The 15,424-nt window shown below is 70.0% G+C and carries 15 protein-coding genes; all 15 read right to left on the bottom strand.

Features of this window, described 5'->3' with window-relative positions; genetic code table 11:
- Positions 1-15 precede the first annotated feature (15 nt).
- Positions 16-363: a rhodanese-like domain-containing protein gene (locus ITJ59_RS05555; RefSeq protein ID WP_194650125.1), complete on the bottom strand. Its 348-nt coding sequence runs from the start codon at positions 361-363 to the stop codon at positions 16-18.
- Positions 363-1,370 (bottom strand): protein translocase subunit SecF, encoded by a 1,008-nt coding sequence (secF, locus tag ITJ59_RS05550; protein WP_194650124.1) that lies wholly within the window; start codon positions 1,368-1,370, stop codon positions 363-365. The genes ITJ59_RS05555 and secF overlap by 1 nt, the downstream gene beginning before the upstream one ends.
- Positions 1,370-3,121 carry a protein translocase subunit SecD gene (gene secD / locus ITJ59_RS05545; protein WP_194650123.1) on the bottom strand — a complete coding sequence of 584 codons (1,752 nt, stop codon included), beginning with the start codon at positions 3,119-3,121 and terminating at the stop codon, positions 1,370-1,372. Before secD ends, secF begins: the two co-directional genes overlap by 1 nt.
- Positions 3,122-3,213: 92 nt before the next feature.
- A complete protein-coding gene (locus tag ITJ59_RS05540; protein ID WP_194650122.1) occupies positions 3,214-3,600 on the bottom strand; it encodes a preprotein translocase subunit YajC in 387 nt (128 codons plus the stop codon).
- A 91-nt stretch (positions 3,601-3,691) separates the two neighbouring features.
- Positions 3,692-4,735, bottom strand: coding sequence for a Holliday junction branch migration DNA helicase RuvB (ruvB, locus tag ITJ59_RS05535; protein ID WP_194650121.1), 1,044 nt, complete (start codon positions 4,733-4,735; stop codon positions 3,692-3,694).
- Positions 4,732-5,352, bottom strand: a complete 621-nt coding sequence (gene ruvA, locus ITJ59_RS05530; RefSeq protein WP_194650120.1) for a Holliday junction branch migration protein RuvA — start codon at positions 5,350-5,352, stop codon at positions 4,732-4,734. Before ruvA ends, ruvB begins: the two co-directional genes overlap by 4 nt.
- Positions 5,349-5,993 carry a crossover junction endodeoxyribonuclease RuvC gene (gene ruvC, locus ITJ59_RS05525; RefSeq protein WP_194650119.1) on the bottom strand — a complete coding sequence of 215 codons (645 nt, stop codon included), beginning with the start codon at positions 5,991-5,993 and terminating at the stop codon, positions 5,349-5,351. The genes ruvA and ruvC overlap by 4 nt, the downstream gene beginning before the upstream one ends.
- A gap of 2 nt (positions 5,994-5,995) precedes the next feature.
- On the bottom strand, positions 5,996-6,763 hold the full coding sequence (locus tag ITJ59_RS05520) for a YebC/PmpR family DNA-binding transcriptional regulator (RefSeq protein WP_111084044.1): 768 nt from the start codon (positions 6,761-6,763) through the stop codon (positions 5,996-5,998).
- A 101-nt stretch (positions 6,764-6,864) separates the two neighbouring features.
- Positions 6,865-7,476: a pyridoxal 5'-phosphate synthase glutaminase subunit PdxT gene (gene pdxT / locus ITJ59_RS05515; RefSeq protein WP_194650118.1), complete on the bottom strand. Its 612-nt coding sequence runs from the start codon at positions 7,474-7,476 to the stop codon at positions 6,865-6,867.
- Complete coding sequence (gene pdxS, locus ITJ59_RS05510) at positions 7,466-8,386, bottom strand: pyridoxal 5'-phosphate synthase lyase subunit PdxS (RefSeq protein ID WP_194650117.1); 921 nt, start codon at positions 8,384-8,386, stop codon at positions 7,466-7,468. The genes pdxT and pdxS overlap by 11 nt, the downstream gene beginning before the upstream one ends.
- A 13-nt stretch (positions 8,387-8,399) precedes the next feature.
- Entirely contained in the window at positions 8,400-8,969 is a 570-nt protein-coding gene (locus ITJ59_RS05505; RefSeq protein ID WP_194650116.1) for an HIT family protein, read from the bottom strand.
- Positions 8,969-10,990 (bottom strand): threonine--tRNA ligase, encoded by a 2,022-nt coding sequence (gene thrS / locus ITJ59_RS05500; RefSeq protein WP_194650115.1) that lies wholly within the window; start codon positions 10,988-10,990, stop codon positions 8,969-8,971. Before thrS ends, ITJ59_RS05505 begins: the two co-directional genes overlap by 1 nt.
- A gap of 55 nt (positions 10,991-11,045) precedes the next feature.
- Positions 11,046-11,588, bottom strand: a complete 543-nt coding sequence (locus ITJ59_RS05495) for an adenine phosphoribosyltransferase (protein WP_123292807.1) — start codon at positions 11,586-11,588, stop codon at positions 11,046-11,048.
- A gap of 209 nt (positions 11,589-11,797) precedes the next feature.
- Entirely contained in the window at positions 11,798-12,031 is a 234-nt protein-coding gene (locus ITJ59_RS05490; protein ID WP_194650114.1) for a hypothetical protein, read from the bottom strand.
- 770 nt (positions 12,032-12,801) lie between these two features.
- The gene (locus tag ITJ59_RS05485; RefSeq protein ID WP_194650113.1) at positions 12,802-15,408 is read right to left on the bottom strand and encodes an ATP-dependent Clp protease ATP-binding subunit; all 2,607 of its coding nucleotides are present in this window, start codon (positions 15,406-15,408) and stop codon (positions 12,802-12,804) included.
- Between the last annotated feature and the right edge of the window lie 16 nt (positions 15,409-15,424).

The following is a 15,424-nucleotide window of genomic DNA, read 5'->3' as shown; positions in this document are numbered from 1 at the left end:
ACTACGCGCGTCCGGTCAGTGCTCGTGACCCGGTTCGCCCTGGGCGTCGCGGACCACCGGGGCGCCGGACTGCTCCCAGGCGACCATGCCGCCGGTCAGGTTCACCGCGGAGACGCCGGACTGCTCGAGCGCCGCGACGACCCGGGCCGAGCGGGCGCCCGAGTGGCAGATGATGATCGCGGGCTCGTCGCCGCCGTCGATCTCCTGCCACCGGTTCACCAGCTCGGACATCGGTACGAGCGTGGCCTCGGGAGCGTGGACCTCGTCCCACTCCCCCTGCTCGCGGACGTCGAACAGCCGCGAGCCGGAGCCGAGACGACGCCGCGCCTCGGCGACGTCGACCTCGGTGATCTCGACGGGCATCAGGCGGTCGCCTTCGCGTCGGCGTCGACCTCGCGCTGGCGCTTCTCGGCGGCCGCGGTCTTCTTCGCGTCGGCCTGCTTGACCTTCGGCTCGTTCTCACGCAGGTGCGCGTACATCGGCGAGGCGATGAAGATCGTCGAGTAGGTTCCGACGATGATGCCGATGAACAGGGCGAGCGAGATGTCGCGGAGCGTCCCGGCACCGAGCACGTAGGACCCGATGAAGAGGATCGCCGCGACCGGCAGCAGCGCCACGACCGAGGTGTTGATCGAGCGGACGAGGGTCTGGTTCACCGCGAGGTTCACCGACTGCTTGAACGTGCGGATCGACTCCTGCGCGGTGTTCTCACGCACCTTGTCGAAGACCACCACGGTGTCGTAGAGCGAGTAGCCGAGGATCGTCAGGAAGCCGATCACGGCTGCCGGCGTGACCTCGAGCCCGACGATGCCGTAGACGCCCGCCGTGATGAGCAGGTCGTGCAGCAGCGCGGCCATCGCGGACAGCGACATCTTCCAAGTGCGGAAGTACAGCGTCATGAACACGGCGGCCAGGGCGAGGAAGATCACCAGACCGCGGATCGCCTGCGCCAGGACGTCGGCACCCCACGTGGCACCGATGAACGTTGCGGCGACCTGGCTCTCCGGCACGTCGTAGGCCTTCGCCAGGGCGTCCTGCACCTCGGTCGTCTGCCGGTCGGTGAGCTGGCCGGTCTGCACGCGGATGCCGTGCGTGCCGAGCTGCGAGACGCGCGGGATCTCGTCCGAGACGACGCGCTCGACGGTGTCGGTCGCGATGCTCTGGTCGGTGTTCTTGACGTCCGACAGGGTGAACTCGGAGCCACCGGTGAACTCGATGCCGAGCTGGTACCCGCCGCGCAGCCACGGCGTCGCGAGCGAGATCACGATCATGATGAGCGCGATGAGGTACCACGTCTTGCGGCGCCCGATGATGTCGTACGACCGCTTCCCCGTGTAGAGGTCGCTACCGAACTGGCTGAAGCTGGCCATCAGTCGTCCTTCCCGTCCGGCGTGGAGCCGTTGTCGCCGGAGGCCTGCTGGGCCTTCCGCTCCGCGATCGTCTGTCGGCGCTGCGCCTCACCGGCACTGCGCTGGCGCTTGCCGTCCACGACCGGGGCGCGGAACTGCGCACGGCCCTTGTAGACGGCTCCGAGCGCCGACGGATCGAGCCCGCTGAACCGGTGTCCCTCGCCGAAGAACCGGGTGCGGGAGATGAGCTGCATCATCGGGTGGGTGAACAGTGCCACCACCACGACGTCGATCAGGGTCGTCAGGAGCAGCGTGAACGCGAAGCCCTTCACGTCGGCGACCGCGAGCACGTAGAGGGTCACGGCGGCGAGGAAGTTCACCGCGTCCGAGGCGAGGATGGTGCGGAGCGCACGCTTCCACCCGGACTCGACCGCGCTCTCGAGCGCACGACCGTCACGGAGTTCGTCGCGGATGCGTTCGAAGTAGACGATGAACGAGTCCGCCGTGATGCCGATCGCCACGATCAGACCGGCCACACCCGCCAGCGACAGGCGGTAGTCGACGCGCCACGACATGATCGCGATCACCAGGTAGGTCAGCACCGCGGCGATGCCGAGGGACAGCACCGTGACGAACGCCAGGGCGCGGTACTGGATGACCGAGTAGATGATCACCAGGATCAGGCCGATCAGGCCGGCGACGAGACCACCGATGAGCTGGGCGGTGCCGAGCGTCGCGGAGATGTTCTCGTTCGACTGCACCTGGAAGTTGATCGGCAGGGCGCCGTACTTCAGCTGGTCGGCGAGGGTCTTCGACGACTCGGCCGTGAACGAGCCCGTGATCTGCGCCTTGCCGTTCGTGATCGCGGAGTTCGTGGTCGGGGCGGTGATGACCGATCCGTCCAGGACGATCGCGAACTGGTTCTGCGGCTGCTGCAGCGACACGAGACGGTTGGTGACCGTGCGGAAGTCCTTCGTGCCCTGGCCGTCGAACGTCAGGTTGACGGCCCACTGGCCCGTCGAGGTGCCCTGCGAGTCGGTGGCGAGGCCGGAGGTGGCGTTGCTGATGTTCGCACCGGAGACCTCGACCGGGCCGAGGATGTACTTCGACGCGCCGTCCTGGTCGCAGGTGACGAGGGGCTCGTCGTCCGGGGCCGCCGTGACGTCGTCCGGGGCCGCGCAGTTGTAGTTGGTGTAGAGGTCCTGCAGCGCCGGGGTGATCCAGTTGACGTCGCTGGCGTTCGTCGGCTTCGCGCTGGGTGTCGCTGCGAGCGAGGCTGGGGGCGAGTACGGCGTGGGCGAGGCGGTGGACTTGCCGTCGGCACCGACGGCCGAGTTCGTCGCCGCCTCGGTGAAGAGCACGGGGCGGAACGTCAGCTTGGCCGCAGCCTCGATCCGGTCGATGGTGGCCTTGTCCGGCCGGCCGGGGATCGACACGACGATGTTGTTCGCACCCTGCGTGTTGATCTCGGTCTCGGATACGCCGGTGGCGTTGATGCGCTGGCGGATGATCTCCACCGCCTGCTGCAGCTGCTGCGAGGTGACCGAGTCACCCTCGGTGTTCTGTGCCGCCAGGGTCAGCTGTGTGCCGCCCTGCAGGTCGAGTGCGAGTTCCGGTACCCAGCTCGCGCCCTGGTACCACTTGTCCGTGTCGTCCTTCGAGCTGCCGGCGAGGATCGACGCGGCGGTGTTCAGGCCGGCGAGGATCGCCATCAGGATCACCAACCAGGTGAGCGAGCGCAGCGCCTTCTTGACGGGTGTCGATCGTGCCACCGGTCGTCTCGTCTTTCTGTTCAGGACCATCGGCGCTCAGGCACGACGGCAGAGGGAAGCCGCCGGGTCAGACGACCCGGCGGCCGAGTGCATCAGTCGTCGGACTTGCGCTTCGAGACGTCGGTGTCCTCGACCCGCTCGCCGTAGACCGGCTCACCGTTGAGTTCGGCGACGGGCTTGGCCTCGTCCTCCGGCGTCGCGGTGGTCTCGATGTCCGACGCGCTGTCGTCGACGACGCGCGAGAGGGTCTGGCGGTGCACCGTGACGACCGTGCCCGGTGCGATCTCCACGTCGGCGGTGACCTTCTCGTCGTCGACGGAGAGGAGCGTGCCGTACAGGCCGAAGGACAGCATCACACGCGCACCCGGCACCATCTTGGTGGCGAGCTCGCCCTGCTGCTTCTTGCGCTTGCGGCTGTTGTAGAACATGAAGGCCGCGAACGCCACGACGATGACGATGAGGATGACTTCTTGACCCATGATGCAGTTGCCTTCTCTGGTTGCTCGGTTTCGGGCCGTAGCAGTCTAGGGCACGCCACTGTGCGTGGCATGTCACCCGACCGATCGGCCGCTAGTCGGTGGTCTCGGTGTCGTCGAACAGGCCCGGCAGCGGTCCGACGCCCTGCCCGGGGGTGAGCCCGAGGTGCCGCCACGCGACCGGTGTGGCGATGCGGCCGCGCGGCGTGCGCGTGACCAGACCGACCCGGACGAGGAACGGCTCGACGACCGATTCGATGGTCTCGGACTCCTCGCCGACGGAGACCGCGAGGGTGTTCAGCCCCACGGGGCCGCCGTCGAACCGGGTCAGCATGATCTCGACCACGGCGCGGTCGAGGCGGTCCAGCCCGAGTTCGTCGACGTCGTACAGGTCGAGGGCCCCCTGGACGGCCGTCATGCCGTCGGTGGTGCGGTGCACGAGTGCGTAGTCACGGACACGTCGGAGCAGTCGGTTCGCGATGCGCGGGGTGCCCCGGGACCGCCCGGCGATCTCGCGCAGGGCCGTCCGGTCGATGTCGAGCTCGAGCAGGTGGGCCGCTCGGATCAGGACCTGCTCGAGTTCGTCCTTCTCGTAGAACTCGAGGTGCGCGGTGAAGCCGAAGCGGTCGCGGAGCGGGTTCGGGAGCAGGCCGGCCCGGGTGGTGGCAGCAACGAGGGTGAACGGCGCGAGGTCGAGCGAGATGCTCGTCGCGCCGGCACCCTTGCCGACCATGACGTCGATCCGGAAGTCCTCCATCGCCAGGTAGAGCATCTCTTCTGCCGAGCGCGCCATCCGGTGGATCTCGTCGATGAACAGGACTTCGCCCGGCACCAGCGAGGACAGCACCGCGGCCAGGTCGCCCGCGTGCTGGATCGCCGGGCCGCTGGACATCCGCAGGGGCCTGCCGGTCTCGTGCGCGACGATCATCGCCAGGGTGGTCTTGCCGAGCCCGGGAGGGCCCGCCATCAGGATGTGGTCCGGCGTGCGCTCCTGCAGCCCGGCCGCCTTGAGCAGCAGGTCGAGCTGCCCGCGGACCTTGCGCTGTCCGACGAACTCGTCGAGCGACCGCGGCCGGAGCGCGCCTTCGAAGGCGAGTTCCTCTTGCGATTCGGCACCGGCGGCGGTGATCCCGCTCACCGGCCGGCACCGGCGGGCCGGAGCGCCCCGAGCGCAGCACGGAGGAGCGCCTGCGTGCCCATCGCGGCGGCACCGGGCTCGTGCGCGATGGTGTCGTCGACGGCGGTCTGGGCAGCGTCCTCACGCCAGCCCAGGCCGATCAGCGCGGAGACGACGTCCGTCGCGGCGGGGTGCGCGGCCCTGCCGGAACCGGCGGTCACCACGGCGGCCTGCTCGAACGCGGCGAGTTTGCCGGTGAGCGCGAGGATGATCAGCTTGGCGGTCTTCGGGCCGATGCCGGACACCTTGCGGAAGGCGCCGTCGTCGTCCGTCGCGACGGCGTTCGCGACCTGGGCGGGGTCCATGTGGGCCAGCACCCCCATCGCGGACTTCGGCCCGACGCCGGTGACGCTCCGCAGCAGGTCGAACACCTGCAGGGCGTCGGTGGACGCGAAACCGAAGAGCAGGTGCTCGTCCTCACGCACGATCATGGCCGTGCGCACGAACACCTCTGACCCGTGGCGCATCGTGAGCGCGTGCGCGGGGGTCACGGTGACCGCGTAGCCGACACCGCCGGCCTCGATCACCACGCCGGAACCGGCGATGTCGATGCAGGTGCCCCGGAGACTCGCGATCATGCTCCGAGCCTACGGCCGCCCACCGACGCGGCCGACGAGCCACGCGGTCGGGCCGCGGCAGCGGCCGCCCGCGCGAGTGGGCTGTCGACGTCGCCGCCCTGCGCGTCTCGCCACGCGCGCTGTGCCGGGGTGAGGTTCGTGACACGTGAGCCGCCCGCGTCAGGTGACCCGAGTCTCCAGGCATGGCACACGGCCAGTGCGAGCGCGTCGGCGGCGTCGGCCGGTTTCGGGGCCTCGTCGAGCCCGAGCACGCGCGCGATCATCGTCTGCACCTGGCGTTTGTCGGCGTTGCCGTAGCCGGTGACGGCGGCCTTGACCTCGGACGGGGTGTGCAGCCCGACGGGCAGCCCGCGTGCCGCGGCGGCGTGCAACGCCAGGCCGGCCGCCTGCGCCGTGCCCATCACCGTGCGGACGTTCGCCTGGGCGAACACACGCTCGACGGCGACCGCGTCGGGCCGGTGCTCGTCGATCTCGGCGGCGATGCCGTCGGCGATGCGGAGCAGCCGCTGCTCGAGCGGCATGTCCGCGGGGGTGCGCACGACCGTCACGTGGACGAGCCGTGCGCGCCGGTTCGCTGCGACCTCGACGACGCCGACGCCGCAGCGGGTGAGCCCGGGGTCGACCCCGAGCACGCGGAGCACGGCTACTCGCCCTCGTCCTCGTCGAGCTCGGCCTGGACGTCCGCCGGCACGTCGAAGTTCGCGTAGACGTTCTGCACGTCGTCGCTGTCCTCGAGCGCGTCGATCAGGCGGAACACCTTGCGGGCGGTCTCGGCGTCGACCGGCACCTTGAGGCCGGGGACGAACTCGGCGTCGGCCGAGTCGTAGTCGATGCCGGCGTCCTGCAGGGCCGTGCGGGCCGCGACGAGGTCGCTGGCCTCGGTGATGATCTCGAAGCCGCCGCCCTGGTCGATGACGTCCTCGACACCGGCGTCGAGCACGGCGGTCATGACGGTGTCCTCGTCGAGGCCGTCGGTCTTCGTGACCGAGATGACGCCCTTGCGCGAGAAGTTGTAGGCGACGCTGCCCGGGTCGGCCATGGTGCCGCCGTTGCGGGACATCGCCGTCCGGACCTCGGCCGCTGCACGGTTCTTGTTGTCCGTGAGGCACTCGATCAGCATCGCGACGCCGTTCGGGGCGTAGCCCTCGTACATGATCGTCGTGTACTCGATCGACTCACCGGTCAGGCCGGCACCGCGCTTGACGGCGCGGTCGATGTTGTCGTTCGGCACCGAGGTCTTCTTGGCCTTCTGGATCGCGTCGACCAGCGTCGGGTTGCCCGACAGGTCGGCGCCGCCCATCTTCGCGGCGACCTCGATGTTCTTGATGAGCTTGGCGAACGACTTGGCACGGCGGCCGTCGATGACGGCCTTCTTGTGCTTGGTCGTCGCCCACTTGGAATGCCCGGACACGGTTCTCCTTGCGTCTTGCGGAAAGTCGGGGTCAGTTTACCCAGCCGGGAGGCCCGGCGCGCCCCCGCCCCGCCGGTTCCGGCCGGGCGTGTGGTCGCGCGTCAGGCGCCGCGCACCATCGCCAGGAAGCGGCGGTGGAAGCGGTCCTCGCCGGCGACCTCGGGGTGGAACGCACTCGCGAGCACGTTGCCCTGCTGGACCGCGACGACCTGGCCGTCCGGCAGTGCGCCGAGCACCTGGACCCCGGGGCCGTGCTGTTCCACCACGGGCGCGCGGATGAACACCGCGTGCACCGGGGCATCGCCGAGCTCGGGCATCGGCACGTCGATCTCGAACGAGTCGTTCTGGCTGCCGAAGGCGTTCCGCCGCACTGTGGTGTCGAGCACGTCGAGCGTCTGCTGCCCGCTGATGCCGTCGGTGATCCGCGACGACAGCATGATCATCCCGGCACAGGTGCCGTACGTGGGCAGACCACCGCGGATCGCCGCTGCCAGGGGCTCGGCGACGCCGAACGCGCGGGACAGCTTGTCCATCACGCTCGACTCGCCACCGGGGATCACGACACCGTCGAGGGCCTCGATCTCCTCCGGCCGGCGGAGCGGCACCACGTCGGCGCCGAGCTCCGTCAGCGAGGCGATGTGCTCGCGGAAGTCGCCCTGCAGCGCCAGGACCCCGATGCGGGGCCGCGGCGTGCCCGTCGTGCTACCAGCCACGCTCGGCGAGGCGGTGGGGTGCGGGCACGTCGGCGACGTTGATGCCGACCATCGCCTCGCCCAGACCGCGCGAGACCTCGGCGATGACCTTGGGGTCGTCGTGGAAGGTCGTGGCCTTCACGATCGCGGCGGCACGCTTGGCCGGGTCGCCGGACTTGAAGATGCCGGAGCCGACGAACACGCCGTCGGCGCCGAGCTGCATCATCATCGCGGCGTCGGCCGGGGTGGCGACGCCACCGGCGGTGAAGAGCACGACGGGGAGCTTGCCGGTGTGTGCGACCTCGCGCACGATGTCGAACGGCGCCTGCAGTTCCTTCGCGGCGACGTAGAGCTCGTCTTCCTTGAGGTATCGCAATGCGGCGATCTCGCGGCTGATCGTCCGGATGTGCTTCGTGGCCTCGGACACGTCACCCGTGCCGGCCTCGCCCTTGGAGCGGATCATCGCCGCACCCTCGGTGATGCGACGGAGCGCCTCGCCGAGGTTGGTCGCACCGCAGACGAAGGGGGTGGTGAACTTCCACTTGTCGATGTGGTTCACGTAGTCGGCCGGGGACAGCACCTCGGACTCGTCGATGTAGTCGACGCCGAGCTCCTGCAGCACCTGGGCCTCGACGAAGTGGCCGATGCGGGCCTTCGCCATGACCGGGATCGACACGGCGGCGATGATCTCCTCGATCATCGACGGGTCGGACATGCGGGCGACGCCGCCCTGTGCGCGGATGTCGGCGGGGACGCGCTCGAGGGCCATGACCGCGGTCGCGCCGGCCTCTTCCGCGATGCGCGCCTGCTCGGCGTCGACGACGTCCATGATGACGCCGCCCTTGAGCATCTCGGCGAGGCCGCGCTTGACGCGGTCGGAGCCGGTGATCGAGGTGCCAGGGGTGCCGGAGGTGCTGGTGCTGTCGCTCATGATGCCGATCAGTCTAGTCCGCTGCCGGCCAGCCCTCGGCGACCAGTCGGCGGGTGTCCCCGAGCATCTGGGACATCGACTTCGTCCGCGCGATGATCGGGAAGAAGTTCGCGTCGGACTCCCACCGCGGCACGATGTGCTGGTGCAGGTGCGCGGCGACACCGGCCCCGGCGACCGCGCCCTGGTTCATCCCGATGTTGAAGCCGTCGCAGTGCGAGACGGCACGCAGGACCCGCATCGCGGTCTGGGTCAACTCGCCCATCTCACGCAGCTCGTCCGGCGTGGCCTCGTCGTACAGCGGCACGTGGCGGTACGGGCAGACCAGCAGGTGCCCGTTGTTGTACGGGAACAGGTTGAGCAGCACGTAGGCGTGCTCGCCACGGGCGACGATGAGGGCGTCCTCGTCGCTCTTGCGCGGCGCCTCGCAGAACGGGCAGTCGTCGTCGTGTCCGCGACCCTTGCCCTCGCGCCCGGCGTCGATGTACGCCATCCGGTGCGGGTTCCACAGGCGCTGGAAGGCATCCGGGACGGCCGCGCCAGTGGCGGCGTCCCGGATGACCAGCGGGTCCTGCTCGTCCGACATCAGACCTGCGCGCGCTCGCGGATCGCCGTCAGGATGCGGTCGACCGCTTCGTCCACGGGCACGGCGTTGTCCTGGCGCCCGTCACGGAAGCGGAAGCTCACCGCACCGGCCTCGCGGTCGTCGCCGCCAGCGATGAGCTGGAACGGCACCTTCGCTTTGGTGTGCGTGCGGATCTTCTTCTGCATGCGGTCGTCGGAGTGGTCGACCTCGGCACGGACGCCGTGCGAGCGGAGCTTCGCGATGACCTCGTCGAGGTAGTCGCCGTACTCAGCCGCGACGGGGATGCCGACGACCTGCACCGGCGAGAGCCAGGCGGGGAACGCCCCCGCGTAGTGCTCGGTCAGCACGCCGAAGAACCGCTCGATCGAGCCGAACAGGGCACGGTGGATCATCACCGGGCGCTGGCGGGAGCCGTCGGCCGACGTGTAGTCGATGCCGAAGCGCTCGGGCAGGTTGAAGTCGAGCTGCACGGTCGACATCTGCCACGTGCGGCCGATGGCGTCGCGGGCCTGCACCGAGATCTTCGGGCCGTAGAAGGCCGCCCCGGCGGGGTCCGGCACGAGCTCGAGCCCCGACTCTTCCGCGACCTCGCGCAGGGTGTTCGTCGCGACGTCCCAGACCTCGTCGTCACCGACGTACTTCTCCGGGTCCTTGGTGGAGAGCTCGAGGTAGAAGTCGTCGAGGCCGTAGTCGCGCAGGAGCGAGAGCACGAACTCGAGGGTCGTGGTCAGCTCCTCCTTCATCTTCTCCTGCGTGGTGAAGATGTGCGCGTCGTCCTGGGTCATGCCCCGCACGCGGGTGAGGCCGTGGATGACCCCGGACTTCTCGTTGCGGTAGACCGTTCCGAACTCGAACATCCGCAGCGGCAGGTCGCGGTACGAACGCGGCTGCGACCGGTACGCCAGGATGTGCATCGGGCAGTTCATCGGCTTGAGGTAGTAGTCGGCACCCTGACGCGTGACGTTGCCGTCCTCGTCCTTCGCCTCGTCCATGTGCATGGCCGGGAACATGCCGTCCTTGTACCAACCGAGGTGCCCGGAGGTCTCGAACAGGTCGCCCTTGGTGATGTGGGGCGTGTAGACGAACGAGTAGCCGTTCTCCTCGTGCCGACGGCGCGAGTAGTCCTCCATCTCGCGGCGGATGATGCCACCCTTCGGGTGGAAGATCGCCAGGCCGGACCCGATCTCGTCCGGGAACGAGAACAGGTCGAGTTCGGCGCCGAGCTTGCGGTGGTCGCGCTTCGCTGCTTCTTCGAGGCGCACGAGGTACGCCTTGAGCTGGTCCTTGTCGGGCCAAGCGGTGCCGTAGATGCGCTGCAGCTGCGGGTTCTTCTCGGAGCCGCGCCAGTACGCCGCGGCGACGCGCATGAGCTTCGCGGCGTTGCCGATCCAGCGGGTGTGCGGGACGTGCGGGCCTCGGCAGAGGTCCTGCCAGACGACCTCGCCCGACTTCGGGTCGACGTTCTCGTAGACCGTCAGCTCGCCGGCGCCGACCTCGACGCTCTCGCCGGAGTCGCCGTCGGTCGCCGCGCCCTTGAGCCCGATGAGCTCCTGCTTGTACGGCTCCCCCGCCATCAGCTCGCGTGCCTGCTCGTCCGAGACGACCACGCGGCGGAAGCGCTGGGCCTGCTTGACGATGCGGTCCATGCCCTTCTCGATGGCCTTGAGGTCCTCGGGGGTGAAGGGCTCGGCGACGTCGAAGTCGTAGTAGAAACCGTCGGTGACGGGCGGGCCGATGCCGAGTTTGGCCTCGGGGTTGATCTGCTGGACGGCCTGCGCGAGCACGTGCGCGGCCGAGTGGCGGAGGATGTCGAGCCCGTCCTGCTCCTGCAGGGTGACGGCCTCGGCGGTCTCGCCGGCAGCGACGTCAGCCGCGAGGTCCTTCAGGACGCCGTCGACACGGATCGCGACGACGCCGCGCTCACCGTCGAAGAGCTCGGTGCCCGTCGTGGTGGTCGTCGCGGTCCGGGGCTCGGGTGCCTGGGGAAGCTCTGCGGGCGCGGGTGCGACTGACTCGGTCACGATGATGGGACTCCTCGATCGAAATGGTGCGTCAAGACTAGTGCGAGCGTGGCGCTCAGGCGGGCACGGCGCCGAGCGTGGTGACGGGCAGCCGGGGCTCGAGCCGCTCACGCCCGTTCAGGCCGTCGAGTTCGAGCAACGCCGCGAACCCCACTGCCTGGTACCCCGCGCGTTCGAGCAGCGTGATGGTGGCCGCACCCGTGCCGCCGGTGGCCAGGACGTCGTCGACGACGAGGACCCGGGTGCCGGCGGGGAGCTGGCCCGGGCGCAGCTCGAGTTCGGCCTCGCCGTACTCGAGCGCATACTGCTCGCTGAGGACCTCACCGGGCAGTTTGCCCGCCTTGCGGACGGTGAGCACGCCCACCTGGTGCTGTGCGGCGATGCCGCCGGCGAGGGCGAAGCCGCGGGCCTCGATGCCGGCGACGGCGTCGAACCCGGCGCCGACCGCGAACGGCGCAGCGAGTGCTTCGCACACGCGGCCGAACGCCACGGCGTCGGAGAACACCGGCGTCACGTCACGGAACAGCACCCCCGGCTTCGGGAAGTCCGGGACGACGGCGGTCAGGCGTTCGACGAGTGCAGCTGCGGTTTCGGTCACCCGTCAACGGTACGGGAGGCCCGGGGTGCGTCCGACACGACGGCGCACGGTGCCGGGGTGGTCACGCCGTGCGAGGCCGTCGGTGCGGCGCACGGTGCGGGTTGCGTCGGACGGGGTGCCGACGGTGGCTCGGTGCGAGGTTGTGTCCTCGCACCGAGCCACCTGGTCGGCACCGATCGGCGCACACCGCACGGTGCAGTGTCGTGCGGTCAGCGCCACATCAGGAGCGCGGCGCCCCGGGTGAGCCAGTCGTTCTCGCGCTGCTGCCGCTCGCGGTCGAGCTGCAGCCGCGTTTCGTGGTCGATCACCGGACGGACCTGGCGGGTGCGCCGGCTCCAGATGATGAGCGACATGCCGATGCGCAGCGCGATGCGGTCGGTGAGTGAGACCCGGCGGCGCGCGGCGCGGGTATCGGGTGGGCGGGTGGCGGTCTTCGAGGACACGGTGATCCCTTTCAGGGCATGACGGAGTTGCCGCAGAACGCGGGCAGGAGGAACCCGCCCGGAACGCGGGCAGGAGAAATGAATGCGTGGGGATGCATTCCGCGGACGCCGGAGGAATGCCCGACGAGACGGCGCAGAATGTCGTCCGATCTCGAGAGCACCACACCGCCTGCTGACATTTCCGGACAGTGACCGCGACGGTCCGGCCGCGTGCATCGAGCAGGCGGGACGGACGGATCGACGGTCATCCGGACTGGTGCGACACGAGCCGATCAGGCCCAGCGCAGGGCGTCAGGTGACGGACTCGTCACCTGGCACAGATGTCGGGAAGAAGCGGGATGCTCCGGATCAGCGGACGCGGAACGGGGTGCCGACGCGCACACGGATCCCACGGAACGGAGTGGTTGCGGTGATCATCATTGTCGGCCCCCCTTTCGGTCACGAGCTGTCGGAGTCGTCCCCCTGCTGGAGTCCAGCGGTTCGCGACGAGTGAACACTATCGGCACCGCAATTCCCAGCGCAACCCCTTTCTCGGAATTGTCCGAGATTGCATTCCTGAACAGAGTCGGCACGGTGCGAGGTTCGTGGTCTCGCGGCGACCTGCTGGCTGGGCGCGGAGTTGCGGGCCCGCACGGAGCGGGCAACCTCGCACCGGGTGACGGCGCGCGCACCGTGCGCCGGACAGGACGGAGGACAGCACGGAGGACAGGACGGAGCGCACGACGAAGGCCCGGTACCGCATCGGTACCGGGCCTCCGAGGAACGCGTCCCTACAGCGCTGCGGGCTCCGCGACGACCGCCGTCAGCACGTCGTCCACGACGTCGATCCGCACGGTGTCCCCTGCGGTCACACCGCCGTCGACGACCAGGGTCGCGATGCGGTCGTCGACCTCGCGCTGGATGAGTCGGCGGAGCGGACGAGCGCCGTACTCGGGCTCGTACCCGTGCGACGCGAGCCAGTCGACCGCGGCGTCGGACACCGAGAGCACCATGTCCTGGGCGACGAGCCGCAGCGCCGTGTCCTGCAGCAGCAGCGACACGATCGACGCGATCTGCGACCGGTCGAGCTTGCGGAAGAGCACGATCTCGTCGATGCGGTTGATGAACTCCGGCCGCATGGCCTCGCGCAGCTTGCCCATCACGCGGGCGCGCAGGTCGTCTTCGCCGAAACCGTCGGTCCTGCCCACCGGCGCGAACCCGAGGGCGCCGGACCGCGAGGCCAGGAACTCCGAGCCGATGTTCGACGTCATGATGACGACGGTGTTCCGGAAGTCCACCGTGCGCCCCTGGCCGTCGGTCAGTCGCCCGTCGTCCAGTACCTGCAGCAGCAGGTTGAACACGTCGGGGTGCGCCTTCTCGACCTCGTCGAGCAGGATGACCGAGTACGGGTTCCGGCGCACGCGTTCGGTGAGCTGCCCGGCCTCGTCGTAGCCGACGTACCCGGGAGGCGCCCCGACCAGCCGCGACACCGTGTGCCGCTCGCCGAACTCGCTCATGTCGAAGCGGAGCATCGCCGACTCGTCCCCGAACAGCGAGCCCGCCAGGGCCTTCGCCAGTTCGGTCTTGCCGACGCCGGTCGGGCCGAGGAACAGGAAGCTGCCGACCGGTCGACGCTGGTCGCCCATGCCGGTGCGGCTGCGTCGGACGGCCTTCGCGATCGCCGCGACGGCGTCGTCCTGGCCGACGACGCGCTCGTGCAGTTCCTGCTCGAGCACGGCGAGCCGCGAGCGGTCGCCCTGGGTCAGGCGCGTCGCCGGGATGCCGGTGGCACGCGAGACCACGCCCGCGATGTCGCGCTCCGTGATCGAGGTGCCCACGGATTCCGGACGGGAGGCGCGGGGAGCGTCCGGTGCGTCGGCGGCGGTGATCCGGGCCTCCAGTCCGACCACCTCGTCGCGCAGGCGCGACGCCTCTTCGTAGCGCTCCTCGGCGACCGCGCGGTCCTTGTCGGCCAGCAGCTCGGCGACCTGGTCGCGCAGGGCCTCGACGTCGTCGTCACCCGAGCGGGCGAGCCGGCGGCGCGCGCCGGCCTGGTCGATGAGGTCGATGGCCTTGTCCGGCAGGTGCCGGTCGGTGACGTACCGGTGCGAGAGCTCGACGGCGGCGCGGAGCGACTCCGGCGTGTACACGACGCCGTGGTGCTCCTCGTACCGGGGCGCGAGGCCGGTCAGGATCGCGACGGCGTCCTCGACGCTCGGCTCCCCGACCGTGACGGGCTGGAAGCGACGCTCGAGTGCGGCGTCCTTCTCGATCCGGCGGTACTCGTTCAGGGTGGTCGCGCCGACCAGGTGCAGGTCGCCGCGAGCGAGCCGGGGCTTGAGGATGTTGCCGGCGTCCATCGAGCCGCCCTCACCGCCACCACCGGCGCCGACGACGGTGTGCAGCTCGTCGACGAAGACGATGAGCTCGTCGGCGTGCGCCGCGATCTCGTCCATGGCCGTCGTCAGGCGCTCCTCGAAGTCGCCGCGGTACCGGGTGCCGGCGAGCATGCCGGGCAGGTCGAGTGCGACGACCCGCTTGCCCTGCAGCAGGGACGGCACGTCGCCGTCGACGATGCGCTGGGCGAGTCCCTCGACGATGGCGGTCTTGCCGACGCCGGGCTCCCCGATCAGGACGGGGTTGTTCTTGGTGCGGCGGAGCAGGATCTCGACGGCCTGCTCGATCTCGTCGGCGCGGCCGATCACCGGGTCGATCCGGCCGTCACGAGCGCGCTCGGTCAGGTCGGTGCCGAACTGGTCGAGCGTCGGGGTGTCGCTGTCGGTGGTCTGGTCCGTGCCGGTGGCTGCGGGTGTTCCGGGCATCGGGCGCCCCTCTCGTGCTGCGGCCGCGGCCTGCTGGGCGTAGTCCTGCATGACCTGCGGGGTGACACCGGCGCTGGCGAGCAGTTGCCCGGTGACGGTCTCCTGGTCGGTGACGAGGGCGAAGAAGACGTGCTCGGGATCGGTGTAGGTGCTGCCGAAGCCGCGAGCGGCCTGCGTCGCCTCGACGAGGATGCGCTGCGCCGTGGGGGTCAGGGCCGGGCGACCGGTCTGCTCGGGCCGCGGCTCGCGCGCGACCGGCAGGCGCTGCTCGACCTCGGCCGCGAGACGCTCGGGGTCGACCCCGCCGGAGCGGACGATGGCGTCGAACGGTTCGGTGCGGACGAGCACGTGCAGGATGTGCAGCGCGTCGATCTCGTGCTGCCCCTGGGACGCCGCGTACTCGGCGGTGTGCTGGAGCAGCTCGTGGGTGCGACGGCTGAGGAGTCGCGTGATGTCCACCGGGCGGCCGAACGCACGGGGGCGCTGGGTGTCGCCGGTGTCCTGCGCTGCGAGCAGACGGGCGAGGAACTCGTCGAACGAGTCGCTGCCGCCGGTGGGGCCGAACGTTGCTGGCAAAGAGACCTCCTGGGGA

The sequence above is a fragment of the Curtobacterium sp. VKM Ac-1393 genome, from assembly GCF_015350995.1.
In the GTDB taxonomy this organism is placed as follows: domain Bacteria; phylum Actinomycetota; class Actinomycetes; order Actinomycetales; family Microbacteriaceae; genus Curtobacterium.
The sequence above is the reverse complement of the archived record's forward strand: the minus strand, read 5'-3'. Positions and strand labels throughout refer to the sequence as shown.

Bases quoted from the DNA above. Each gene is read 5' to 3' on its own strand.
- ITJ59_RS05555 (WP_194650125.1), bottom strand. From the start codon at position 363: ATGCCCGTCGAGATCACCGAGGTCGACGTCGCCGAGGCGCGGCGTCGT.
- secF (WP_194650124.1), bottom strand. From the start codon at position 1,370: ATGGCCAGCTTCAGCCAGTTCGGTAGCGACCTCTACACGGGGAAGCGG.
- ITJ59_RS05540 (WP_194650122.1), bottom strand. From the start codon at position 3,600: ATGGGTCAAGAAGTCATCCTCATCGTCATCGTCGTGGCGTTCGCGGCC.
- ruvA (WP_194650120.1), bottom strand. From the start codon at position 5,352: ATGATCGCGAGTCTCCGGGGCACCTGCATCGACATCGCCGGTTCCGGC.
- pdxS (WP_194650117.1), bottom strand. From the start codon at position 8,386: ATGAGCGACAGCACCAGCACCTCCGGCACCCCTGGCACCTCGATCACC.
- ITJ59_RS05505 (WP_194650116.1), bottom strand. From the start codon at position 8,969: ATGTCGGACGAGCAGGACCCGCTGGTCATCCGGGACGCCGCCACTGGC.